20 protein-coding genes are annotated in these 26104 nt (G+C 52.4%); 15 read left to right on the top strand and 5 right to left on the bottom strand.

Going from position 1 to position 26104, the window contains the following annotated elements; all coding sequences use genetic code 11:
• Positions 1-59: 59 nt before the first annotated feature.
• The 3 genes from VGN67_RS06590 to VGN67_RS06580 all read right to left on the bottom strand — a co-directional run bounded on the left by VGN67_RS06590 (position 60) and on the right by VGN67_RS06580 (position 2618).
• The gene (locus VGN67_RS06590; protein WP_327485993.1) at positions 60-1073 is read right to left on the bottom strand and encodes a hypothetical protein; all 1014 of its coding nucleotides are present in this window, start codon (positions 1071-1073) and stop codon (positions 60-62) included.
• A gap of 157 nt (positions 1074-1230) precedes the next feature.
• Positions 1231-1977, bottom strand: coding sequence for a hypothetical protein (locus tag VGN67_RS06585; RefSeq protein WP_327485992.1), 747 nt, complete (start codon positions 1975-1977; stop codon positions 1231-1233).
• A gap of 86 nt (positions 1978-2063) precedes the next feature.
• Positions 2064-2618 (bottom strand): DUF1572 family protein, encoded by a 555-nt coding sequence (locus VGN67_RS06580; protein ID WP_327485991.1) that lies wholly within the window; start codon positions 2616-2618, stop codon positions 2064-2066.
• 102 nt (positions 2619-2720) lie between these two features.
• On the opposite strand from VGN67_RS06580, the gene VGN67_RS06575 reads away from it, so the two are divergent.
• The 5 genes from VGN67_RS06575 to VGN67_RS06560 all read left to right on the top strand — a co-directional run bounded on the left by VGN67_RS06575 (position 2721) and on the right by VGN67_RS06560 (position 5724).
• Positions 2721-3230, top strand: coding sequence for a GNAT family N-acetyltransferase (locus tag VGN67_RS06575; RefSeq protein WP_327485990.1), 510 nt, complete (start codon positions 2721-2723; stop codon positions 3228-3230).
• A 53-nt stretch (positions 3231-3283) separates the two neighbouring features.
• Entirely contained in the window at positions 3284-3580 is a 297-nt protein-coding gene (locus VGN67_RS06570) for a nucleotidyltransferase family protein (RefSeq protein ID WP_327485989.1), read from the top strand.
• Between the two features lie 93 nt (positions 3581-3673).
• Positions 3674-3871 carry a DUF86 domain-containing protein gene (locus VGN67_RS24505; RefSeq protein WP_414717291.1) on the top strand — a complete coding sequence of 66 codons (198 nt, stop codon included), beginning with the start codon at positions 3674-3676 and terminating at the stop codon, positions 3869-3871.
• Between the two features lie 21 nt (positions 3872-3892).
• Positions 3893-4300, top strand: a complete 408-nt coding sequence (gene arfB / locus VGN67_RS06565; protein ID WP_327485988.1) for an alternative ribosome rescue aminoacyl-tRNA hydrolase ArfB — start codon at positions 3893-3895, stop codon at positions 4298-4300.
• Positions 4301-4485: 185 nt separating this feature from the next.
• Positions 4486-5724 (top strand): MFS transporter, encoded by a 1239-nt coding sequence (locus tag VGN67_RS06560; protein ID WP_327485987.1) that lies wholly within the window; start codon positions 4486-4488, stop codon positions 5722-5724.
• Positions 5725-5759: 35 nt separating this feature from the next.
• Here the strand turns inward: VGN67_RS06560 and VGN67_RS06555 are convergent, their stop codons facing one another.
• Positions 5760-8705, bottom strand: a complete 2946-nt coding sequence (locus VGN67_RS06555; RefSeq protein WP_327485986.1) for an FAD-binding and (Fe-S)-binding domain-containing protein — start codon at positions 8703-8705, stop codon at positions 5760-5762.
• 66 nt (positions 8706-8771) lie between these two features.
• On the bottom strand, positions 8772-9521 hold the full coding sequence (locus VGN67_RS06550) for a DeoR/GlpR family DNA-binding transcription regulator (RefSeq protein WP_327485985.1): 750 nt from the start codon (positions 9519-9521) through the stop codon (positions 8772-8774).
• Between the two features lie 450 nt (positions 9522-9971).
• Between VGN67_RS06550 and VGN67_RS06545 the strand changes: the two genes are divergently transcribed.
• The 10 genes from VGN67_RS06545 to VGN67_RS06500 all read left to right on the top strand — a co-directional run bounded on the left by VGN67_RS06545 (position 9972) and on the right by VGN67_RS06500 (position 26051).
• The gene (locus VGN67_RS06545) at positions 9972-12977 is read left to right on the top strand and encodes a TonB-dependent receptor (protein ID WP_327485984.1); all 3006 of its coding nucleotides are present in this window, start codon (positions 9972-9974) and stop codon (positions 12975-12977) included.
• A gap of 91 nt (positions 12978-13068) precedes the next feature.
• Complete coding sequence (locus VGN67_RS06540) at positions 13069-14550, top strand: RagB/SusD family nutrient uptake outer membrane protein (RefSeq protein WP_327485983.1); 1482 nt, start codon at positions 13069-13071, stop codon at positions 14548-14550.
• A 166-nt stretch (positions 14551-14716) separates the two neighbouring features.
• The gene (locus VGN67_RS06535) at positions 14717-18088 is read left to right on the top strand and encodes a VCBS repeat-containing protein (RefSeq protein ID WP_327485982.1); all 3372 of its coding nucleotides are present in this window, start codon (positions 14717-14719) and stop codon (positions 18086-18088) included.
• Between the two features lie 36 nt (positions 18089-18124).
• A complete protein-coding gene (locus VGN67_RS06530) occupies positions 18125-21505 on the top strand; it encodes a VCBS repeat-containing protein (RefSeq protein ID WP_327485981.1) in 3381 nt (1126 codons plus the stop codon).
• Positions 21492-21659 (top strand): hypothetical protein, encoded by a 168-nt coding sequence (locus tag VGN67_RS06525; RefSeq protein ID WP_327485980.1) that lies wholly within the window; start codon positions 21492-21494, stop codon positions 21657-21659. Before VGN67_RS06530 ends, VGN67_RS06525 begins: the two co-directional genes overlap by 14 nt.
• A gap of 69 nt (positions 21660-21728) precedes the next feature.
• Entirely contained in the window at positions 21729-21866 is a 138-nt protein-coding gene (locus VGN67_RS06520; RefSeq protein WP_327485979.1) for a hypothetical protein, read from the top strand.
• Positions 21867-21934: 68 nt separating this feature from the next.
• Positions 21935-22111: a hypothetical protein gene (locus VGN67_RS06515; protein WP_327485978.1), complete on the top strand. Its 177-nt coding sequence runs from the start codon at positions 21935-21937 to the stop codon at positions 22109-22111.
• A 116-nt stretch (positions 22112-22227) separates the two neighbouring features.
• Positions 22228-22764 carry a hypothetical protein gene (locus tag VGN67_RS06510; RefSeq protein WP_327485977.1) on the top strand — a complete coding sequence of 179 codons (537 nt, stop codon included), beginning with the start codon at positions 22228-22230 and terminating at the stop codon, positions 22762-22764.
• 253 nt (positions 22765-23017) lie between these two features.
• Positions 23018-24376, top strand: a complete 1359-nt coding sequence (locus VGN67_RS06505; RefSeq protein WP_327485976.1) for a vanadium-dependent haloperoxidase — start codon at positions 23018-23020, stop codon at positions 24374-24376.
• Between the two features lie 166 nt (positions 24377-24542).
• Positions 24543-26051 carry an arylsulfatase gene (locus tag VGN67_RS06500; RefSeq protein WP_327485975.1) on the top strand — a complete coding sequence of 503 codons (1509 nt, stop codon included), beginning with the start codon at positions 24543-24545 and terminating at the stop codon, positions 26049-26051.
• The last annotated feature ends 53 nt before the right edge of the window (positions 26052-26104 follow it).

The raw sequence follows: 26104 nt of genomic DNA, 5'->3' as shown, positions 1-26104 counted from the left end.
CAGCGAAGTGGTAAGGAAGAAGTTGTTGTTCATACGGGGCGGCAAGCAGGTTAGCGATTTTAGCAGGTACTTAAAGCCTGATTGAGCTTCTCCACAAATTCCTCCTTATTATCAACATGCAGCAGTACTACGTCACACTCTCTGCTTACGCCGTATGCCTTTTCTATTGTTTGTTTTTCAGTAAAGTAAAGGGCTACATTATAGCTCTCAATCGCTTTCAGCAGCGCCAGTTGCTCTACCTTTTTATCCGCCTCATTAACCGGATTGGTCGTAAGCTCTACCCGCTGTATATGCCGCAGCTCTATGTCCATATCACCAAAAAGACCGTACTTCAGTAATAGCCGGTTCTCCTTTATTTCTGAATACCTCCGACGGATAGCCCGGATATGCCCCAGGATCTGAAATATACCATAAAGGCTACCAAAGAATAGCACCCACGCCAGCGTCTCGTTCCAGCGTATGAGGAGGATATGTGCGATGAAAAGCTCAATGGTACCAATAAAGATGATAGTACCCAGCAGAGCCGTAATGCCATTCTCCTTATAGCCAGTAAAGCTGTTCCGGGGCTTTGGAGTTTTCTTCCAGGCCAATAGCGCGTAGTAGAGCATAGCTATCTCAGAGGCGAACACCTTCCCCAGACGAGGATACCCTACGGCCCGGACGGCACTCTCCTTCAGGATGAAGTAGAAGTCCCGGCTCTCCCCGGCGCTTTGCCGGAAGGTACGTACCGCTTTATGGACGTAAAAGAAGATAACCGACAGCAGGACCAGCTCCACCACCGGCAGCAGGTAGGTAGTAACAAGCCCCAGGTGGTACCTTTGGTGCTCGGGCAGGAGCAGACTGGCCAGTACGATGCCCAGTACAAAGACGGGTATAGCCGTAATTTTAGGGATACTCTTATTCCTGATGAGGAAAAGGTACACCAGGGGTACCGTCAGGGTCAGGTCGTAGGTGACGCCCATGGCCAGCGCAGGGTCCTTGCTCAGCAAAGGACTCAGCATCAGTCCCATTGAGAAGAGGATAATAAGGAGCGGCAGGCCGTAGATGCGGAGGAGGGAGCGTGATAGGTGCATAGGTGACAAAATTTAATCAAACAAACCACTTGATAGGTACTTCATGCCGGAGTCGCAGGCTACGGTGACGACGGTATGGCCGCAGCTACATTCAGCCGTACCTACTGCCTCACGAGGGCTCAGTAGCACCTAAATCTACAAAATTAGTACATCACATCTAGGTATAAATTTCAAAGTACTCCTCCAGCATATCCTTCCCCTCCATAGTACCCTGCGTAGCCAGGGGCACAAAGCGGGCGAAGAGTTCTTCGCGGTACCAGTTGCGCTCGCGGGTCAGGCGTACAATGTCTTTGTGGGCGGTGCGCTGGTAGGCAAACTGCTTGACGGAGTCGCTGTTTTTCCAGATACTCACCGTAGCCTGTTGCGTAAACGGATTTTCACCAATACCCTGTGCGTAGAGCAGTCCCGGTGAATCCTGCAGACCTGCCCGCGCCTGCGGTACATGCCGCCAGAAATCGAGCAGCTTACGGGTGTGGATGGTAGCGCGGGTGAGTACCAGCAGCGGGTCTTCCGGCGAGGCCACCGTGGGAGCAGAAGTAGTAAACGGATTCACCCCATCCCACTGTCCGTGTGACTGCAACGGAGCCATCAGTACGGTATAGTGCTCGGTAGTGTGGGCGGTATAGGGGGCAAAGTAGCCAGAATTGAAAAAGTGGAGGGCCGCTTCGGTACTTTCCCAGGAAGCTACCAGTGCGTAGAGGCGCAGGTCGGGCAGCGGGCTAAAGCCGTGGAGGCCGCACCCCAGCATCCGGCTGAAAATGGCCCCCGGGGGCGGTGTCAGGGTAAGGCGACGTTCGCCCATCCGGGCCAGCGCCCAGCGGATATGCCGCAGCGGAAAGTGCAATAGGGTATAGGTGGCAACCGGGCCGGCAAAGTGGTCTTTTCTTAAAAAGCGGAACGCCATGGGGTGGTTTATTCGTGGCAGGTACTCTCCTTCAACATTTTGTGAAGGGCCAATGTTGCCACTACTTCGTCAGAAAAACGCTCTTTTCAGAGATTATCAGTGAAGTGCTTCCGCTCCCTGAGCTGCTCCGACTTCTCCTGGTTAAAGCTTCTGGACTGGTTGCGGGGAATGGTCAGCGACTGCCAGTCCGCATCCGTAAGCTGCTTGGCGATGTAAATGATCTGCCCGACGTGGTAGGCGTAGTGCGTGAGGTTCCGGTTGATGGCTTCCAGTACCGTGTGCCCTTCGTTTCGTATGTAGATAGTGCGGGTCAGGTCCTCGGGTTGTAAGGAGTCCAGCGCGGTTTGCGCACACTGCCATGTCTCATTCCACTTTTGCACTAATTCTTCCCGACTGAGTTGATTCACCTCAAATTCACCATCGCGGTCGCGCCAGTCTTTTTCGCCGTCAGCGGTCAGGAAGTCGGTCCAGCGGGAGAGCATGTTGCCCCACAGGTGCATTACAATAATGGCTATACTGTTCGATTCCCCGTTATACTGCCAGAAAAGCCCCGGGTCAGGTACCTGCGCTATTGCTCTCTCTCCCGTTGTTTTATAGTAAAGAAACAGCTTCTTTACGCTGTCGAGGTAGTTGGTTTCCATAGGCTACGTAGTTTTTTACAAGATAGTGAAAAAGCAGATTGGCGAAAGATTTTATAATGCAGCCATAAACGCTGTAATTTGCAGGAACAGGCCTATTATTCAATGACTACCCAATCTTCCCCTTCTGATTTTGAAATCCGGCGTGCTACCGTACAGGATGTAGAAGCTGTAAGCCGACATCGCAGCCAGATGTGGCTCGCCATGAAAGACATCAGCCCCGAGAGCTACGACAGCATGTACCGCCAAAGCCAGGACTACTTCCGGGAGGCTATTCCCGCTGGTACCTACATAGGCTGGGTACTTGTGCCGCTCCGCGCCCAGGAAACCATAGCCGGAGGCGGCGGTTTGCTGCTCCGCTGCATTCCGCCGTTCCCGGATAGTCAGGGCGGCGTGTGCCCCTCCGACAAGCAGGCGCATATTCTAAATGTATACGTGGAAGAAGAGTACCGTCGTCTGGGGCTGGCTAAGTACCTCATGGAAACCATCCTGGACTGGTGCCGTCAGGAGGGAGTGGGCTCCGTAACCCTCAACGCCTCCAGCGTTGGAAAACCCCTGTACGAGCAGCTGAACTTTACGGAGGTACGGAATTTTATGAAGTGGAAAATGGAATAGAGTTACTGGTATTCTTGTATCTTGGTGTAAAGTTGTGGTAATGAATACTATCTATGACACAGGAAATTGAGGGTAAAATAGTAGATTATCTACGGGATACACCGGTGCAAAAAGCGTATGTTTTCGGGTCGTACGCCCGTAATGAACAAACCGCCGATAGCGATGTAGATCTGCTTCTTGATTTCGCTCCGGACGCGATGGTCAGCTTGTTTGATTTAGGTCGAATTCTGGAAGATCTTAAAGATTTACTGGGTAAAGACGTGGACCTGGTAACCGAAGATGGTATGTCACCTTACCTGCGCCCATTCATTGAGCGGGATAAAAAATTGATTTATGAGAAATCAGCTTGACGATTGTCAACGAGCCAGGCATATTCTTGACTCTATACAAGAGATAGAAGCCTACGTAGCAGGTATTGATTTTGATAATTTTCAATCTTAAAAGTGCAACAGAGCGCCAGCTTATTATTACTTGGTGAAGCGGTTAGTGCACTCACCGATACAATTCGCACAAAATATACTACCATAGATTGGCGGGGTATTAAAGGGTTTCGCAATATCATAATTCATGAATATTTTGGAGTCTCAGTGAAGATGGTTTGGCTTGTAGTAATTAAGGAGCTTCCAATTTTAAAGAAATAATACAACAAATAATAGCTGATTGTGATCAATCCCGAAGAACTCTATCCTGAACTCGTTTTCCAGACCGCCCGTAGTGGCGGGAAAGGCGGGCAGAATGTGAATAAAGTAGAAACCAAAGTAGAGCTGCGCTTTGATATTCCAAAATCGGCCCTGCTAAGCGAGGAGCATAAAGCCCTGCTGCTGGAAAAGCTGGCTAATAAAGTGACGCAGGAGGGGGTACTTGTACTGTACCACCAGACGGAGCGCTCGCAGCTGGCCAATAAGGATAAAGTAGTTCAAAAATTCAATAACCTCATTCGCCAGGCTTTTGTGGTTCAGAAGAAACGCAAAGCCACCCGGCCTACCTACACCTCTGTCGTAGACCGATTACAGAAAAAGCAGCGAAAGTCTGACGTGAAAAGCATGCGGAAGAAACCGCCGATGGAGTAAACCTAGGCGGTTTTATTTTTAGTAGCAGTAGGTAGTACTTGAGTAGATACCGGAAACTACTATTTTTACCAGGAAGTAAAAAGGAGGAAAGCCCAGAGGTACGCTGAGTTTCTTTACTCTTTTTAGCTTTGTGTTCCTCGGACAAAAAAGCTAATCACTAACAGCTGTCAGCTAACACCTTTATTATGACTACTACCTCCTCCCAAACCACAAGTACCCTGCGTACGGTACTGAGTCTGCCCGTAATTGTGGCGGCTCTGGGCTACTTCGTGGATGTATATGATTTACTACTTTTTAATATTGTAAGGGTACCCAGTCTGCGTGACCTTGGACTTTCGGAAGAGGAGGTGTCAATAGTGGGGGCGCAGGTATATAACTGGCAGCAGGCGGGCCTGCTGTTGGGCGGCTTTGGCTGGGGTATCTGGGGTGATAAGATGGGCCGCCGTTCGGTCTTGTTTGGTTCTATCCTGATGTACTCGCTGGCCAATATTGCCTGCGGCTTTGTCAGCAGTCCGGATACCTACGCGCTGCTGCGCTTTGTGGCGGGTCTGGGGCTGGCCGGGGAGCTGGGAGCGGGTATTACGCTTATTGCCGAGATACTTCCCAAAGAACTACGGGGCTACGGAGCCTCCGTGGTGGCGGGCGTAGGTTTACTAGGAGCTATTGCGGCCTTCTTTACCGTTTCCCTGTCCGATTGGCGCACAGCCTATTGGGTTGGTGGTGGCCTGGGGCTGATACTGCTGGCTATGCGGGTGAATGTACTGGAATCCATACTTTTTGACCGGATGGAACGGGGGGTGAAGCGGGCGCAGTGGTGGACTATCTTTTCGAAACGTTCGCGCCTGATAAGGTACCTGCGCTGCATGGGGATTGCGCTCCCTACCTACCTGGTCATTGGCATCTACGCTACCTTCGGCAATGAGTTCGGGAAAGCGCTGGGGCTGGCCGAAGAGGTACAGGCAGGAAACTGCGTACTATATACTTATATCGGTATAGTACTGGGCGACTTTTTTAGCGGGCTGCTGAGCCAGTGGCTGCGCTCGCGCCGCCGGGCCATCGGCCTCATGATGGGCATGACCTTTCTGGGCTGCCTGTGGCTGCTGTACGGCGGCATTCGTAGCGCCGCTACGCTCTACGTCTGCTACGCCTGGCTGGGCTTTTCGATTGGGTACATAGCCATGTTCCTGACCACTACCGCCGAGCAGTTTGGTACTAATCTGCGGGCTACCGTTACTACCTCCGTAGCCAATAATGTGCGGGCTACCGTACTCCTGACTTTACCTTTGTACCAGTACCTCAAGCCCGGCTGGGGCGTGCTGGAAGCCGGGGCTATGGTGGGGGTACTTTGCTTTGGATTGGGGGTACTTTCGCTCGGGTACATGGAGGAAACCTACGGCAAAGAACTGGACTATTTGGAAACGTAGAGACGCAACATCTTGCGTCTCCACGGAGGTACCTGTTACAGCAACGCTTCCCACAGGATCTCGGCCGGGTGCATGGCGCGGCGGCCGGTACCGTCGTGAATCTGGTGACGGCAACTGGTACCCGGCGCGGCAATAATAACCTCCTCGGGCTGCTGACGTACCGTTGGGAACAAGACCAGTTCGCCGATCTTCATGGACACATCATAGTGTTCGGTTTCATAGCCAAACGAGCCCGCCATGCCGCAACAGCCGCTTGGAATGAGCTGTACGGTATAGTTTTCGGGCAGGGAGAGCATTTTCTTAGTAGGTACCATACTGGAAATAGCCTTCTGCTGACAGTGGCCGTGCAGTTTGATGAGCTTTTTCTCCGTTTTGAATATGCTTTTAGAAATGCGCTTGGAATCAATCTCGCGGGCTATGAACTCATCCAGTTGCAGGGCATTCATGGCCAGGGCTTTGGCGTCTTGTACCAGCTCGTCGCTCACCAGGTCGGGGTATTCGTCGCGGAAAGTCAGGATGGTTGATGGCTCAATACCAACCAAAGGCTTTTCGTGGGATACTACATCTTTGAGCATCCGGACGTTTTGGTCGGCAATTTTCTTCGCATCGCGCAGCATTCCTTTCGACAACTGCGGACGGCCCGATGCCAGGTGGTCGGGAATGATGACTTCATAGCCCATTTTTTCCAGCAGCATAATGGCCTTCTGACCTATTTCTACGTCGTTGTAGTTGGTGAATTCGTCACAAAACAGGTACACCTGCCGGTCGCTTTGGGTAGGCTTCTTCCGCTTTTTATGCCAGCGTTCCAGCGTAGTAGCGTGCAGAAGCGGCATGGTGCGGTCGGGATGGAAACCCACAATCCTGTTGGCAATGCGGCGCAGCGAATCATTTTTATAAATCAGATTATAACCCCAGGGTACGTAGCTGGCCAGGCCGGTCATTCGGGAAAAGTTACCCACCAGCCAGGAGCGCACCGGTAGGCCATTCGCATCGTGGTACTGCTGCAGAAACTCCATCTTGAGCTTGGCCGCGTCGACGTTAGAGGGGCATTCTCCCTTGCATCCCTTGCAGGCCAGACACAGGTCGTACACCTCCTTGATCTCGTGGTGGTCGAAGCGGTTTTCCTTGTCCGAGCGGGTCAGCATTTCGCGCAGGATATTGGCCCGGGCGCGGGTGGTGTCCTTCTCGTTACGAGTCGCCATGTAGCTGGGGCACATGGTACCGCCACTGAGCTGGGTCTTGCGGCAGTCGCCGGAGCCGTTGCACTGCTCGGCGTGCTGCAGTACATCCTGGTCGGGATAGCGGAAGTAGGTCTTAAATTGGGGCGTCTGCTGGTCGGCTTCGTAGCGCAGGAAGGTATCCATGGGCGGCGTATCGACCACCTTACCCGGATTAAAAATAGTCTGCGGGTCCCAGGCGCGTTTTATTTCTTTAAAAAGCTGGTAGTTGTGTTCACCCACCATTTTGGGGATAAATTCGCCCCGCAGGCGACCGTCGCCGTGCTCGCCCGATAAGGAGCCGTCGTACTTCTTCACCAGGGCCGCGATTTCCTCCGCAATCATCCGGAACTGCTGGTGCCCTTCCCGGGTCTTGAGGTTGATGATGGGGCGCAGGTGCAGCTCGCCGGAGCCGGCATGCGCGTAGTGCACCGCCGACATATTATGCTTTTTAAGAATCTTGTTGAAGTCGCTGATGTAGGCCGGCTGGTCGTATACGTCTACGGCCGTGTCTTCAATTACCGCCACGGCCTTTTCATCGCCGGGTAGGTTGGCCAGCAGGCCCAGACCGGCCTTGCGCAGCGTCCATATTTTCTTGGTATCTTCTCCAAACAACAGCGGGAAGTGAAAACCCAGTCCGGCAGCCTGCAATTCGGCTTCCAGACCGGCAGCCAGTTGCTCTACCTCCTCGGTAGTTTCGCGGGAGAGGTCTACTACCAGGATGGCCGGGTATTCGCCCGCGTCCGTATTCTTTACGAAAAAGGCATTTTTACGCTGCTCAGCGTTGGTAGCGGCGCATTCTAGTACATAGCTGTCAATCAGCTCCACGGCCTGCGGCTTGTATTTCAGCGCAATGATCGTAGCGCGTAGTGTTTCATCAATGGTATTGAAGTGGGCGCATACCAGTCCCTGCGTTTTGGGCGGCAGGGGTACTATATTAACCTTAATTTCGGTCAGGAAGCAGAGGGTACCTTCTGAACCCGCAATGAGCCGGCACATGTTGAAGGCAGGTCCTTCGGGCGTGAAAGGCTGGCAGTCCAGCAGCATGTCCAGGGCGTAGCCGGTATTGCGCCGTTCGATAGAGCGTTTGGGAAAGTTCCTACGGATTTCGGCCTGGTTCACCGGATTAGCCAGTACCTCCACCGTCTTTCGGTAAATCTGCGCTTCCACCCCACGGGTACTTTGCGATTTTGCCCGTAGTTCTTCCGGCGTCATGGGACCGAAGGTCGCTTCGGTACCGTCCGACAGCAACGCCTTTACCTCCAGCAGGTGCTCGCGGGTACTGCTATATACGACTGAGTTAGATCCGCAGGAGTTATTGCCCACCATACCTCCAATCATGGCGCGGTTGGCCGTAGAGGTTTCGGGGCCGAAGTACAGGCCGTAGGGCTTTAGGGCTATGTTCAGTTCATCCCGCACGACGCCCGGTTCTACCCGTACCCAACGCTCTTCCGCGTTAATTTCCAGAATGCGGTTGAATTTTTTAGAAACATCCACCACCAGGCCACTTCCCACTACCTGTCCGGCCAGGGAGGTACCTGCGGTGCGCGGAATCAGGGATATGCCCTTCTGACCGGCGTAGGCAATGAGACGCTTCAGGTCCTCGTGCGTAGCGGGCATAGCCACGGCCAGAGGCATTTCGCGGTAGGCCGAGGCGTCGGTCGCGTAGACCGTACGCATGGTATTGTCAAAGAATAATTCACCGTCGAGCTGACCGGCCAGTTGCTCCAGGTCCGCATTCGTAACAGAGGGAAGAGGTGTCATGCTTAAGTACTAAGAACCAAAATATTCCCAAAGTTACGCACGATTAGCTACCTCAGGTAGTAAAATTTACAGAATTTGCACATCTGGATTGGGCCATTCTCTCACAGAAGAAAGTACGTCGGACGGGCTCGTGATAAGGGTATGTATATCCTTTAACTGACATATCTGGTAGGCTTCGACATTATTTATCTTTTCGGCGGTGGCACAAACTACCGTATGCCCGGCTATTCCCATCATTTGGCGCTTCAGCTGCGACTCTTCGTAATGCCGGATGGTGAGGCCCTCGTCGGGGTGTATACCTACTATACCCATAAAGTACAGGTCGGCCCGGAAGTGACGAAGCTGCGCCGAGGTCTCGCTGCCGAGGGTAATCTGGTAGCGCTTATAAAAGGATCCCCCCAGCAGTATGACCTCTACTTTGGGATGATTGGCCAGGGAAGTAGCCAGGGGCAGGCTGTTGGTAATAATAGTAGCTTCCAACTGGTGGGGAATCTGCTCGGCTATGTACAGGTTAGTAGTGCCGCCATCCATCAGCACCGTCTGGCCGTTTTTGAACAGGCACCTGGCCTTATTGGCAATTGCGGTAATTTCAGCATTAGGTATCCCCATGGCCCGGCGCACCCGCATCGGCAGATACGAGTTTGCGATGGCTCCTCCGTGTACCTTTTTTAGTAACCCCTGTTCTTCCAGTTCGATAATGTCCCGGCGGATACTATCATACGATACTTCCAGCTCCTGACTGATTGCGACCAGTGATACCTTTTTGTGCTTGTTCAGTTTATCTAAAATCCAGTGTTGACGTTCGTCTTTTAACATAACGGAGAAAGTAGGCGAATTAAGTATCAATAAATGCAGAGTTCCCTTGTTTTCTACTTACATATTTGCATATATTTGCATATATATTGCAGTTTTCCAGTAATTTTTTGTGTTTATCCCCCTTGAATCTTATATAAAAGCGAATAAGTGCAAGGTTTACTGCCGACAAAAAGATTTAAAGAAGGTTATGGTTGTATTATCCATACTAATTATAGTAATTTGCTGAGCGGGAATTGCGTTAAATGCAACTATTTAACCTTATATTCCTCTTATAAACAACTAAAAGAGTGTAAAAATACCAAGAACAAAACTTCCTGCGTACCTGGTCATCTCCCCGATATGTATAATTACAGCCAGAAGGAAAGCCTGATAATCATTGATAAAAGAAGTATACCGCTATTCGAAAAACTTGCAGTAATAATTTTAATTTAACCAATAATCAATCAACCTATGATGAATCAATGCTACACAACTAATCGTAAACGGGAGTATGTGGGCTTTAACCGTCTCTGGCTAACAGCACTGGCGCTGTTGGTTTCAGTTGGTATGGTGCTGGCTCAGGATATGACCGTAACGGGAAAAGTAACAGACATAACTGGTATGGGTATGCCAGGGGTGGCTATTACAGTCCAAGGAACGGCGCGTGGTACTACTACCGACGTTGACGGAGGATACACCATTGCCGCGCCGGGAAACGCTACCCTGGTTTTCAGTTTTGTGGGTTATAAGGGAGAAGAGGTTCCCGTGAACAACCGCTCTATTATAAACGTCACGCTGGCAGAAGACACCAAAGCACTGGAAGAGGTAGTGGTAGTGGGTTATGGTACTCAGAAGCGCAAAGAGATTTCAGGTACTGTATCGAGCATCAGCAACCGGGAGTTTAACGCGGGGGTGGTTACTAACCCGCTCGGAGCTATTCAAGGTAAAGTAGCCGGTCTGACGATTAACCAGACGGGTAGCGATCCCAACTCCCGCCCAACGGTGCGTCTGCGGGGTGTAGGCTCACTGGCCGCGGGTTCTGATCCGCTTTACGTAGTGGACGGGGTACCGGGTGTACCCATCCAGAATATTGATCCTAACGATATTGAAACCATAGATGTACTGCGCGATGCTTCCTCGGCGGCTATTTACGGCTCACGCGCTTCCAATGGGGTAATTATCATTACTACCAAGCGCGGTAGAGGCGGACGGTCCACGGTGGACTATAACGCCTACACCGGCGTGGATATGGTAGCCAAAGCGCCTAACTATATGAATGCGGATGAGTATCGTGCGGCGGCCCGTCAGCTGGGCTTTACGCTCGACGACCGCAAAGCCAATACCAACTGGTTTGAAGAAATTACCCGGACGGCTCCTGTTAACAGCCAGAATCTTGCTTTCTCAGGAGGTAGTGACAATTTCAGCTACCGCGCTTCACTGGGATATCTGAACCAGCAGGGGGTAGTACGCAAATCAGGTTATGAGCGGGTAAGCGCCCGTATCAACCTGGACCAGACTGCCCTGAATGGTAAACTTAAGATTGCTACCAGCCTCTCGGCTATTACGGGTAAGCGGGACTTTGTGAACTACGCGGCTTTTGCCTATTCTATCACCAACCTGCCTACTGACCCGGTTTACAATCCGGATGGTTCTTACTTTGAGCGGCCAGGTGCTTTCTCTATCTTTAATCCGGTTGCTGAACTGAACGAAACCACTAATAACGCTAAGACGCTGGAATTCCTTGGTAATATTAATATGCGATACAGCATTACCAATGACCTGGTTTTTGGTGTAAACGGAGCTATGAAGGGCTATCAGCAAAATGGTAGCTACTACCAGACCCGCGTTCCGAAAGCTGGCTTAGCCGGACAAGGACAGGCTCAACGCTCATTTAATTTTGGTCCGGACCTGGGGCCAACCGATGACAAACTGCTTGAGTTTACTTTAAACTATAACAAGCAATTTGGAAAGCTTAACTTTGGAGCGTTGGGAGGTTATTCGTACCAGGATGTTACCTTTGAAGGTTTTGCGGCCCGTAATAATAACTTTATTACCGACGACATTTCATTCGATAACCTGGGTGCTGGTGCCGGTTTGGCGCTGGGACAGCGCGCCAACGACGCCGTAAGTTCTTACCGTAACAACTACAAGTTGATTTCCTTCTTTGGTCGGATAACGGCAGCTCTCGGCGAAAAGTACTTTGCTACCATCAACGTGCGTCAGGATGGTTCTACTAAGTTTGGAGCTAACAATAAATGGGGTCTTTTCCCATCAGCTTCAGTAGGCTGGACGCTGAGCGAAGAAGATTTTCTACAGAACAATGCTATCATCAATAACCTGAAGTTGCGCGTGAACTACGGTCAGACCGGTAACTCGGAAGGAATCAGACCATACACTACGCTGGCCTTGCTGGGCCCCGGTGCCAAGTACTACGACAACGGCAACTGGTTGCCTTCTTATCGTCCTGTACAGAACCCCAATCCTGACCTGAGATGGGAAGTAAACGAGAACTACGGTGTAGGGGTTGACTTCTCACTGTGGAATTACCGCCTGAGTGGTTCCGTAGACTACTTCGTCCGGAATACCCGTGACCTGCTCTTTAACGTAACAGCCCCTCTCTCGATCAAGCCCCTGTTCCCAACTATTCTGGGTAACGTAGGTTCAATGCGCAACAGCGGGGTTGAACTGTCCCTGAACGGACTGGTAGTTGACAAAACCAATTTCAAATGGGAAGCTGTAGTGGCAGCGGCTACTTTGAAAAATGAAGTAGTAGGTCTTGCCAGTGGTGAATTTATCGCATCCAACCAGATCTTTATCGGAACCGATCTGGGGGCTGCTACCCGTGGTACTTCTAACGTAAACTTCAACGTCATTCAGGCGGGTTATCCAATCGGTTCCTTCTGGGGTTATGATGTAGCGCGCATTGGTACCGAAGGAGCCAACAAAGGTCAGTACATCATTCGTGGCGCTGATGGAAAGGAAACGGCCGAGGTAAGAGAAGCAGATCGTACCTTCATAGGTAGCCCGCTACCAAAGGTCACGGCCTCATTAACCAACAACTTTACCTACGGTAATTTTAACCTGAGCTTCCTGCTGAACGGCCAGTTTGGAAACAAAATCTTTAACGCTGAGCGTATGCAGTATGATCGCCAGGTAGGTCGTATCCCCGATGAAAACACCCTGCGTGGCGCGGCTGATTCACCAGTTACCTCTGAGCTTACCAACGCATTCAGCTATTTTGTAGAAGATGGTAGCTTTGTTCGTCTGGCTAACTTCCGCCTGGGATATAACTTCCCGGTTAAAGGTCTGCTAAGCCGTGCTCAGGTGTACGTTTCAGGTAACAACCTGTTCATACTCACTAAGTTTCAGGGTGTTGATCCCGAACTTAATACCGGTACCCAAAACTCAGGAATTTACACCAAGCAGCAGTTTCCTAAATCACGCGGATTCCAGCTGGGTGTAAACCTTTCGTTCTAAAATACCGTATATGTTGGCAAACTGAAAATCAGTTTGCCAACAACAAAGATTTCAAAAAAACGTAAAGAGTGTTTAAACTATACAATTCTCTATGAAAAGATCAATTATCTATCTGGCATTGGCAGGCGCTATCACGATGGCTTCCTGTACCAATCTGGAAGAATCGGTTTACGGCGTAATTCCAAAAGAGGGTTTTGGGGGTTCTCCGGAACAATTAGCCGCCCTCCTTGGTCCTGCCTACTCGGGTATACGCGACTACACCTGGAACATTCATAACGCCGAAACTACAACCGATGTAATGCTGGTTCCTACACGTGGAAAGGACTGGTATGATGGAGGTGACTGGCTTAACTACCACCGCCATACCTGGCCCACTACCCACGGCCCTATTAATGGTATCTGGGGCTGGTTATACGAAGCAGGTATCAACACCATCAACCAGTTAATTCCACAGGTAGAAGGTAATACCAACGCGATTGCTGAGCTACGGGCGGTACGTGCATTCTACTACCTGATCGCACTGGATACCTTTGGTAACGTACCTATCATTACTGAAAGCAGCACAGGTCAGGTAACCAACAGTACCCGGGCTCAGGTATATGCCTTTGTGGAGAAGGAACTTACCGAAGCCATACCTAATCTGGTTGATGGTCCCGCTTACGGCCGGATCAATCAAATGACGGCGAATGGTCTTCTGGCTAAGCTATACCTGAATGCTCAGATATACAAAGGAGCCCCCGAATGGCAAAAAGTACTTGATGTTTCCAACAAGATCATTAACTCGGGCCAGTACTCTCTGGAAGCCAGCTTCTTTGATAACTTCGCCGTTCGCAACGAAGGTTCCAAGGAAAACATCTGGGCCCTGCCTTTTGACCGCTTTCAGGCGGGGGGAATGAACATTCCTTACCGTACGCTGCACTACCAAAGCCAGTTGACGTACGGTCTGTCAGGCCAGCCCTGGAATGGTTTCTGTTCCCTGGCCGAGTTCTACAACTCATTTGACAACGCCGATGTTCGTAAGAAAATGTTTATTGCAGGTCCTCAGTTCGCAGCCGATGGTAAGACCCAACTGTTGACTGATGCAGGCTTGCCGCTGGTATTTACGCCGGAAGTACGCAAAGATGAGTTCGTCTCTTCTGACCCTGACTACCAGGGAGCCGGTGCCCGTTTGGGTAAGTACGAAATCCAGCGCAATAACTCCGTGGCTGATCAGGATAACGACTGGGCTATGATTCGTCTGGCCGATGTATACCTGATGCGTGGTGAGGCTAATTTCCGTTTGGGTAAAACGGCGGATGCCATAGCTGATATCAACAGGATAAGGACCCGGGCCGGTGTAGCGCCTATGACTACCCTGACGCTGGACGAGATCCTGGCTGAGCGTGGCCGTGAAATGGCCTGGGAAGGGTGGCGTCGGAGTGATCTTATCCGCTTCGATAAATTTACTGATGTGGGTGGTCGCTTTACCAGCAAGTTCATGAAGAACCCCGCTAAGCATACCACGCTGTTCCCGATTCCGCAGCAGCGCCTGGATGCCAACCCCGGTCTGAAGCAGAACCCCGGATACAATTAATTAAATAATTCTTCGTATTGGAAAAGGGAGTCTTTTGGCTCCCTTTTCTGTTTCTATAAAAACCCGTTTTATTTTATTCAGAATAACCCTAATCTGTTGGTCGTCAACTCATGAGAATAGAGGCAGAATACGTAATTTTGCATTCTTTTCTATTTTAAATATCAATATGCGTACTTTATTATGGTGTGTTGCAGTCGTGGGGGGGCTCCTGACAGGATGTAAGCGTTCGGCTGACAATCAACTATTTGAATCCCTCTCTCCCTCTGTTACAGGTATTAGCTTTGAAAACAGGATTCTTGATAAGAAAGAACTTAATATTTTCAACTACCGCAACTTCTACAATGGAGGCGGAGTAGCCATTGGCGACGTCAACGGCGACGGAAAGGCGGATATATTTGTTACCTCCAATTTTGAAAAAAACCGCCTGTACCTCAACCAGGGAGGTATTCCCGGTAACGAGTGGAAATTTGAAGACGCCACCGAGTCGGCCGGGGTGGGTGGTACTAAGGCCTGGTCTACGGGTGCTACCCTGGCAGACGTTAACGGCGACGGACGGCTGGATATATATGTGTGCAATGCTGGCAATGTACAGGGCGACAGCCGGGGCAACGAGCTCTTTATCAACAAAGGAAATAATGCCGAGGGCGTACCGGTTTTTGAAGAGAAAGCCGTTCCGTACGGCCTTCAGGATGGCGGATTCTCCACCCACGCCGCTTTCTTTGACTACGACCGCGACGGCGACCTGGACATGTACCTGCTCAACAACAGCTTCACACCCGTAGACAAGCTGGGCTACCAGAACTTCCGGAACATGCGGGATAAGCTGGGGGGTGATAAACTCTTCCGCAACGATGGCAATCGTTTTACCGATATCAGTGAAGAAGCAGGTATCTACGGGAGTCTGATTGGTTTTGGGCTGGGCATCACCATCGGCGACGTCAACCACGACAACTGGCTGGATATTTACATCTCCAACGATTTCTACGAGCGCGATTACCTCTACATCAATCAGCAGGATGGTACCTTTAAGGAATCGCTCGAAAGCCACATGCCCCACATCAGCCTTTCTTCCATGGGGGCCGATATTGCCGACATCAACAACGATGGTAATCTGGACATATTCGTAACGGATATGCTCCCCGAGGACGACGCCCGACTGAAAACTACTTCCGTGTTTGAAGGGCACGAAGTGACCGCCCTGAAACGCGACCGTGACTACTGGCACCAGTACATGCGCAACATGCTGCACCTCAACAACGGCGACGGTACCTTTACCGAAGTAGGGCAGCTGGCGGGTGTACACGCCACCGACTGGAGCTGGGGGGCGCTCATTTTTGACATGGACAGCGACGGGCAGAAAGACCTGTTTGTGGCCAATGGTATCGTCAGGAACCTTACCGATCAGGATTACGTCGCTTTCCTGGCCGACCAGAACAATATACAGGCCATGATTGAAGGCCGGATGAAATTTGACTACCGCGAGTTTGTGAATATGATCAGCTCTACGCCCATTCCCAACTATGCTTTCCGGAACGAGGGAGGGCTGAAGTTTGACGACAAGGCCAAAAGCTGGGGCCTGGGTAAAGCTAGTTTTTCTAACGGAGCCGCCTACGGCGACCTGGACGGTGACGGCGACCTGGACCTGGTCGTAAATAATAATAACGAGCCGCTGGGGGTATTCCGCAACCATTCGGTGGAGCGGTACGGGAAGCATTACCTGCGGGTGCAGCTGAAAGGAACCGGCGGAAATCCCAACGCCATTGGAGCCAAGGTGTACGTACACCAGGGAGAGGCAACCCAGTTCCTGCAGCAGATGCCCAACCGGGGCTTCCAGTCGTCAAGTGATTTGACATTGATTTTTGGTTTGAATTCAAATCCTGTTATTGATTCCCTTACGGTAATCTGGCCCGACGACCGTCGGCAGATACTTCACAAACCCACGGCCGATACGACTCTGGTACTTAGCTATACCAACGCCACGGGTACCTGGACGGCGCCCGCACCAGCTGCTAACAAGGTACTCCCTTTCGCCGATGTGACCGGAACCAGCGGGCTGGACTTCCAACATACCGAAAATGATTTTGTGGACTACAACCGCGACGGGCTGCTGAAACAGAAGTATTCAACCCAGGGACCGGCTTTGGCCGTAGGCGACGTGAATGGCGACGGGCTCGACGATGTATATTTTGGTGGAGCCGCCGGGCAGCTGAGTCAACTGTACCTACAGGGAACCAAGGGTACCTTTAGTAAAGCAGCGTCAGTGGCCTTTGAAGGGGCTCAGGCTTCGGAAGAGGTAGCAGCGCTGTTCTTTGACGCCGACGGGGACAAAGACCTGGACCTGTACGTGGTCATGGGAAGTAATGAATTTACAATAAATAATCCGTTGCTGCGGGACCGCTTTTACCGTAACGACGGCCGGGGCGGCTTTGCTTACGAAGCCAACGCGCTTCCCGCTATCACCAGCAGCGGTGCCTGCGTACGGGCGGCTGATTTTGATAAAGATGGCGACCTGGACCTTTTTGTGGGTTCAAGACTGGTACCGGGCCAGTACGGGTACGACCCTCTCAGTCAGCTGCTGGTTAATGACGGACGGGGCCATTTTACGGACCGCTCGCAGGCGCTGTTATCGCAGATGTCGGACCTGGGTATGGTCACCGACGCCCGCTGGGAAGACCTGGACAAAGACTCCTGGCCGGACCTCATTGTGGTAGGTGACTGGATGCCGGTAACTATTTATAAAAATGAAAAAGGAAAGAAGCTGACCCGCCTGGACCTGCCTTCGCTCATGAACAGCAACGGCTGGTGGAACTGCATCTATCCCGAAGATATGGACGGCGACGGCGACACGGATTTTGTACTCGGTAATCTGGGGCGCAATTCGCGCCTGGTAGCTTCCCCGGACCGCCCCGCCCAACTGTATACCAACGACTTTGACCGGAATGGTTCGGTGGAACAGATTATTACCTGCTACAACCGCGACGGCCGCAGCTATCCGATGGTACTTAAGCCCGACCTGCAGAAGGTACTGCCGGTTATTAAAAAGAAATTTGTCAAACACGCCGACTACGCCGGCAAGTCCATTGACGAGCTGTTTACCCAGGAGCAGATGCGGGGTGTAGTGAAGAAAGTTGTGTATAACCCCAATACGTCGCTGATGATTAACAACGGCGGGTTCAAGTTTGAAATGAAAGCTTTGCCGCTGGAAGCGCAGCTGTCGCCTATCCACGGCATCAGTACCGTTGATTACAACGGCGACGGCAGCAAGGACATCCTGCTGGCGGGTAATTTCTTTGATGTACTGCCGGAACTGGGGCGATACGATTCCAATTATGGACTGGTACTTCGGGCTAAAGGCAATAATGAATTCAGAGCCCTGAGGCCCAACGAAACCGGTTTTCGGATCAGCGGGCAGGTGCGCAATATGCAGGTAATCCGGGGCAGCGGCAGCCAGCGGTGGATTATAGCAGCGAAGAATAACGACAAGGCGCAGGTGTTCAGCTATATGCCTTTTACTTCCACGCTGGCCGCCAAAAAGTAAGTACCCGACCCTCAGATTTAAATTGTGTGATTGATAATGATTTCAAGTAAAGTAGTAAAAACTTGCCTGCGTTCCCTCCGGGGCGTAGTACCTTTAGTCCTCGTAGGAGTCGGTCTTTTTTCCTGCCAGCAAACCGAGCCGCAGGAGTACGACGGAGAACCGCTTTTTACCCGGATGAACTCGGACCAGAGCGGGGTTGATTTTGTCAATGAAGTAGTAGATACGAAGGAGTTCAGCATTCTGGACTACCTCTACTTCTACAACGGCGGCGGCGTGTCGGCCGGTGATGTCAATAACGACGGCTTGACCGACCTGTACTTTGTTTCTAATAAAGGCAAAAACAAGCTGTACCTCAATAAAGGCGGGTGGAAGTTTGAAGAAGTAGCCGAAAAAGCGGGCGTAGCCGGCCGGGCCGACTGGCAGACGGGCGTGACCATGGCCGACGTGAACGGCGACGGGTACCTGGATATCTACGTCTGCGCCGTCAGTAACTACAAAGGACTCAAAGGCCGCAATGAACTCTACATCAACAACGGCGATGGCCGTGGCGACGTACCGACCTTCACTGAAAAAGCCAAAGAGTACGGGCTGGATTTCCAGGGCTTCGCCACGCAGGTTGCTTTTTTTGATTACGACCACGACGGCGACCTGGACGCTTACCTGCTTACGCACGCAGTGCATACGTCGCTTTCCTACGGCCGCGTATCGGCCCGGGGGCTCGACCGCGACAAGGAAGCGGGTGACTACCTGTTCAGGAACGAAGGCGGCCAGCACTTTACCGACGTCAGCGAAAAGGCGGGTATCTACGCCGCGCCCATGGGCTACGGCCTGGGTATATCGGTGGGTGACCTCAACGAAGACGGCTGGGAAGATATCTACGTAGCCAACGATTTCCACGAAGACGACTACTACTACATCAATAACCACGACGGTACCTTTACCGAGGCCCTGCGGCAGCACTTTGCCCACACCAGTAAGTTCTCGATGGGCAACGACATGGCCGACGTCAACAACGACGGCCTGCTGGATGTGGTGACCATGGACATGTACCCCGAAGACCCGACGGTCGAGAAAGCCTCGGCCGGCGAAGACCCGCTGGATGTGTACCTCTACAAACTGCAGTTTGGCTTTTATAACCAGTACACCCGCAATACCCTACAGCTCAACCAGGGCGGACAGAAATTCAGTGACGTGGGCGCCATGGCGGGCATAGCCGCTACGGACTGGAGCTGGTCACCGCTCCTGGCCGACTACGACAACGACGGTATTAAGGACCTGTTCATAACCAACGGCATTGTCCGCCGCCCCAACGACCTCGAGTACCTCAAGTTTGTCTCCAGCCCGGAGGTGTCGTCGCGGCTGATGCAGGGCAAATCGGTGGATTTTGAAGCCATTACGCGTATGCCCGACGGCCTCATGCACAACTACCTCTACAAAGGGACCGATAGCCTGCAGTTTGTGGACCAGTCGCTGAAATGGGGTTTTCACGAAGACAGTTTCTCCAACGGGGCCGCCTACGCTGACCTGGATGGAGACGGTGACCTGGACCTGATTACCAATAATATCAACGGCGTAGCCGGGTTGTACCAGAACCGTCAGGATGAGATAGCTAAGAATAATTTTCTGAAAGTAAAGCTGAAAGGTGGGGGGCTGAATACCTTCGGCGTGGGGGCCAAAGTATACGTAAAAACCGCCAAGGGCTGGCAGTACCAGCACAACATGCCCACGCGCGGTTTTATGTCGTCGGTGGAGCCGTGGCTGACGTTTGGGGTGGAGAAAAGTACTTCCATTGATTCCGTGGCTGTAGTATGGCCCAACCAGCAAGCCCAGGTACTGACCGGTGTAAAACCCAATCAAACGCTTAGCCTTACCCAGTCGGGGGCTGCGGGTAGTTTCCGGCTACCGGGTTCGAAGCAACAACTTTTTGACGACGTAACCCAACAGGTTTCTCTTGACTATACCCACAAGGAAAACACCTACTATGACTTTACCCGCGAACCGCTGATGCCCTTCAAGGTATCGACCGAAGGTCCGGCGCTGGCGGTGGGTGATGTCAACGGCGACGGGCTGGATGATATGTACCTGGGCTCCGCTAAGTTTGAAACCTCAGCGCTGTACCTGCAGACGCCGGAAGGCAACTGGGTACCTACCAGTCAGCGGGTATTCGGGGCCGATTCTACCTTTGAGGATATTAAAGCCCTTTTCTTCGACGCCGACGGCGACAAGGACCTGGACCTGTACGTGGTCAGCGGGGGCAATGAGTTTTTCGGGCAGAGTCCGGAACTCTTCGACCGCCTGTACCGCAACGACGGGAAGGGCAACTTCACCCGCGACGCGGCGGCGCTGCCCGCCATGTACACCAATAAGGGTAGCGTGGCCGCCGTTGATTTTGACAAAGATGGTGATCTGGACCTGTTCGTGGGCGGCCGGGTAGTGGCCTACAGCTACGGCCGCACGCCCGATTCGTACCTGCTCATCAACGACGGCAAAGGTAAGTTTACGGACCAAACCGACGCCCTGGCACCGTCTTTACGGAAGGTGGGTATGGTCACCGACGCCACCTGGAGCGACTACGACGGCGACGGCGATGCCGACCTGCTAGTGGTGGGTGACTGGATGCCGGTACGGGTATTTGAAAACGAAAAAGGACAGCTCACGCTGGTGGAATCGGGGCTGGAAGGAATATACGGCTTCTGGCAGACCATCGAAAAAGCCGACCTGGACGGCGACGGCGACGAAGACTACGTAGTGGGGAATATGGGTACTAATACCAAGTTTCGGCGCGGCTGGGACGGCCGCATCCGCATGTACGCGGGCGACTTCCTGGGCGTCAACAAAACGGATCAGATATTGGCTTACGGTGTAGGAGCGCATTTCTATCCGGTTTCGCTCAAAGATGAAATTGGCAAAACCATTCCGTTCGTCAACCAGCGCTTCCCCAACTACCGCGATTTTTCCGGCAAAACCATTGAGAAGATATTCAAATCCAACGAACTGAATGCGGCCGAACTCCGGGAAGTCAACACCTTTGAGAGTATCTGGATCGAGAACCGGGGCAAGGGTACTTTTGCGGTACACCACCTGCCGTACATGGCGCAGGTCTCCAAGATCTTCGCGATTCAGGTGGCCGATGTCAACCACGACAAACTACCCGACCTGCTGCTGGGTGGTAACTTCCACAACGTAAGTACCTACCAGGGCCGCTACGACGCCAGCTACGGGCTGGTACTGCTGAATGAGGGAAAAGGCCAGTGGAAAACCGTGCTACCAACCGAAGCGGGTTTTGTGCTGGACGGTGAAGTACGCCACATCCGGCCGGTACGTACTTCTTCGGGTACTATGTACACCGTCGTCCGAAACAATGCCCGTCCGTTGTTCTTCAGAGCCAGCAGCCCCCCGATCTATGCGCATCAGTAGGTACCTGGTACTTGTGCTGGCCACCTGGACGGCCAGGGAGCCGACGCTGTTTGAGCGGCTGGAGGCTTCGCAGATGGCGTTGCCTTCGAAAAAAGTTTGCAGGAAAGCGATACTGACTTTGTGGCTGGCAACTAGGGCTCAACCTACCCTTTAAACCCGCGGCGGCCGAACCTGTACGCTTTACGTCAACGATTTCGACCGCAACGGTACCATCGGCCCGTTCATGACCTACTACCTACGGGGCAGGGAGTACCCGCTGGCAAGCCGGGACGAGGCGCTGGAACAGCTACTCTCCCTGCGCCAAAGCGACCTTTGGCGAAGTACTGACCGAAATGGAACTGAAATCGGCCGAAATACGTAAGGTAACGGAATTGCAAACCAGGCTGCTCATTAACGAGGGAGGAAAGCTGGTACCAAGGCCGCTACCGCGTGTGGTACAGCAGGCCCCTGCCGATGAACCAGTCGGGCGTGCGCATAACCGGTGATACCAAGGATATCCTGAAAGTGGGTGAGCGGTGGGTAGTGGCGCGCAATAACGCTCCTTTGCTGCTGATAAAGCCGAAGCAGCAGGTAGTTGCGGACAAGCCGTTGATTGTGAATAGGTAGAGTTCGGCGGTAAGTACCTTTAGTAAGCAATGTATAGACGCCAAATTCGTTACTTGCGTACAGATTATTAATCGCTTATCTTTGTAAATGAAAAGTTTTTCCCTGAACCGTACCACTTGAAGCGACTACTAGCCATCGGCTTTTTTCTTCTTCTGCTGCTCAACATTCTGGGGCAGTCGGTGGCGGTATTGTGTATTGAAGAAATGTACCAGACTTCGGACCGGGGTACCTTGGGTGACGACTGGGTGGTACTTAAGGTACCTCTTTCTATTCCTTACGGTACTTCCTGGCAAAACGACGAGCCTTCGGGCCTGATTCAGTACAAGGGCAACTTCTACAATATCGTGGAGCAGCGGTACGAGAATGATTCGCTCTATACCGTTATGCGCTCCAACCTGAGCGCCCGCGAGCAGTTCTTTGCCATTGCCGACCAGCTCCAGCAGCAGCTCGGGCAGGATTCCGAAAAAAGTAATCCGGTTGAAAAATCAGCCAAGCTACTTTCCGGTGCCCTCAAACACTACCTGCCTACGCAGTACCATGTCACGCTGTTCTGGTGGGAGCAGGTACCCGAAAACGCGCCGGTACCTACCTTTCAAGCCTTCGTGCCTTCTTCCTTAGCTACCCCTTCCACTCCGCCTCCGGAGTTGGCCTGACCTGCCTTTTATTCTCCACAGCTGTAGTACGTCAGCGCTTCGGTAAAGTACCCGGTACTTGGCAGGCTTTGACTAGCGGCTCGTTCACCTTCGGGGGCTGTGGTGACTTTCGGTACTCAATATGATTCCTGATAAAGAAGCTAACCGGCTCAAAGTGCAGCCCGGTTTCTTCGCAGGTATTGGCGTAAGTCAGTGAGTTACCGGAACTTTATTAGTAGGTTTCAGTGCTTTATAAAAAAATCAGCGTAGACCAATGAAAAATATTTTCCTCCTGGCCGCGGCTTTTGGCCTGGCTGCCGTCCTGAACGGATGTAAGCAATCCGCTCCGCCCGAAGTATACAACAAGCTGGCGTCGGACCCGCAGCTGTTTCATAACACCAGCATGCAGCTCACCAATGTCATTATTCACGATATTTTTAAGCCACCCGTCGCGAGCCGTATCTACTCGTACTCGTTTCTGGCGGCATACGAAGCACTGGCTCCCAGCGACTCGGAGTACCAGACGCTGGGCGGACAGTTGAATAAATTTGAGGTACCTCCCCGCCCCGAGCAAGGCAAGGAGTACTGTTATCCGCTGGCCAGCGCGAAAGCCTTTACCGTTGTAGGGCGCGCCCTGACCTTCTCCAGCGATATGTGGGACAAGTACGAGACTGACTTCTTCAAGAAGTACCAGGAAATGGGTATACCCGACGAGGTGTACGAGCGCTCCATTGCCTACGGCGAGCAGGTAGCCAAGCACGTACTGGATTACGCCGCCAAGGACCACTACAAGGAGATCCGCGGCTTCCGCTATACCGTCACCAACGCGCCCGGTACCTGGGTACCTACCCCTCCCACCTACGCCGACGCCTGCGAACCGATGTGGAACACGGTACGTACCTTCACGCTGGACTCGGCCGGTCAGTTTAAATGTCCGGCTCCCGCTAAGTACGACCTCAATGAGAAGAGCAAGTTTATGCAGCTTACCCGCGAAGTATACGAAACCGGCAAGAACCTGACCGAAGACCAGCGCACGACCGCTTACTTCTGGGATGATAATCCGTTTGTGACCAACGTGGTGGGTCACGTGATGTTTGCCAATAAAAAAATGACCCCTCCGGGCCACTGGCTGGCGATTACCCGCACCATAGCGAACGATAAAAAGCTCAGCCTGATGGAAGCTACCGAAGCCTATGCGCTGGCGTCCATTGCCATGTTCGACGGTTTTGTGTCGTGCTGGGACGAGAAATACAAGAGCGTACGCATACGGCCCGAAACGGTCATCAACAACAACTGGGACCCCAACTGGCGTCCCTACCTCGAAACGCCCGCTTTCCCGGAGTACGTGAGCGGACACAGTACCATCTCCGCCTCCTGCGGCACGGTACTTACCCAACTCTGGGGAGATAACGTAGCCTTCACCGATACTACCGAGAAGAAGTACGGCCACGGCGTAAAATCGTTTAAGTCGTTCAAGGAAGCTTACTGGGATGCTTCGTACAGCCGCATGTACGGCGGCATTCACTACCGCGACGGGGTAGAAGAAGGTACTCACCTGGGCGAAAGCGTAGGGCAGTGGGTGTGGATGAAAGCCGTTACCCGCAAAAGTCGCGAGGTGATAGCGAAGCGCTGAGCAGGTACTTTGTATTAATTTGCCTGACTCCCCGGATGGTGTAAGCCGTCCGGGGAGTTTTTGTAGGTACCCGGATGGGTACAAAGAAGTAAAAAAGGGAACGGAGGTACTTATGGATAGAACGGAGAAAAGTTTTTTCCGGCTGCTGTCATTCACCCCTTTACCCATGAGACTCGTCTACCTGCTGATTCTGGTACTTTGTGTAGGCATGCTTCCCCGGCAGCTTCCCCAGGCACCCGTCACCAAGCCTAATTTCATCTACATTCTGGCCGATGACATGGGGCTGGGCGACGTGTCAGCGTATAATGCCGCCGCCCGATTTAGGACGCCACACATTGACAAACTAGCGTCGGAAGGAATGTCGTTTACGGATGCGCACTCGGGTTCGGCGGTTTGTACGCCCACGCGCTACGGCATACTGACGGGCCGGTACTCGTGGCGGAGTAAACTGAAAAAAGGGGTAACGTGGAGCTATGATTCGGCGCTGATTGAAGACAAACGAATGACGGTAGCTTCTTTTCTGAAACAAAATGGCTACCACACGGCGAGCGTCGGCAAATGGCACCTGGGGCTGAACTGGGCGGCCTCCTCCGATACCACCCAACCCGTCGACTTCGCTAAACCCGTTCAGAAAGCGCCCAACTACTACGGATTCGACTATTCTTACATCATTCCGGCTTCCCTGGATATTCCACCCTATGTATACGTAGAAAATGGCAAAGTAACGGCCCAGCCCAACCGGCAGACCGAAAGCAAAACCGAATTTGGCTGGTGGCGCAAAGGACCTACCGGGGCCGATTTCAAACACGAAGAGGTACTTGATACTTTTATTGACAAATCCATTGACTACATCGGTCAGCACAAGTCGGAGCCTTTCTTCCTGTACCTGCCGCTGGCGGCGCCGCATACGCCTATCTTACCTACCTCAGCCTGGGCCGGCAAATCAGGATTGAACGAGTACGGGGACTTTGTACTCATGGTAGACCATGCGGTAGGACGAATCCAGCAGGCGCTGATTGATAACGGACTGGATAAGAATACCATTCTGGTATTCACGGCCGATAACGGCTGTGCGCCCTACGCCGGAACCGCCGATATGGAAAAGAAGGGGCATTTTTCGAGCAATGGGTACCGGGGCTACAAAGCCGATATCTACGAAGGAGGCCACCGGGTACCCTTTATTGTGAAGTGGGACAACAGAATCAAACCCAATTCCAGGAGTGACCAAACGATTTGCCTTACCGACCTGATGGCTACCTGCGCGGGAATTCTGGGTAAGAAGCTTCCGGATCATGCCGCGGGAGACAGCTACGACCTGAGTCCGGTATGGACCGGAAAGAGGGTACCGCCGAACATCCGTGAGGCCACCGTGCACCATTCCGTGGAAGGCGCTTTTGCGATACGTCAGGCGAATTGGAAGCTGGTTTTGGCTCCCGGTTCGGGAGGATGGAGCTATCCCAAGCCGGGTAAGGAGTCGGAGGGGCTACCGGCGGTGCAGCTGTATGACCTGGCCCAGGACCCGGCTGAGAAAACGAACGTTTACGCTCAGCATCCCCAAAAGGTAGCCGAGCTGAAAACCTTACTAACTAAATATATCCGGGAGGGCAGGAGTACAAAAGGGAAGCCACAACCCTATGTGCAGTCAGATGTCTGGCCCGGTACGGAATGGATGTAAGAAAGCAGGAAAGGAGCAAAAGGAGAATTTTATAATAACACTCCTCCCTTCCT

The sequence above is a fragment of the Telluribacter sp. genome, from assembly GCF_035998675.1.
Classification (GTDB): Bacteria; Bacteroidota; Bacteroidia; order Cytophagales; family Spirosomataceae; genus Telluribacter.
Note: the sequence above shows the minus strand (reverse complement) of the source record. Positions and strands in the feature narration are given on the sequence as shown.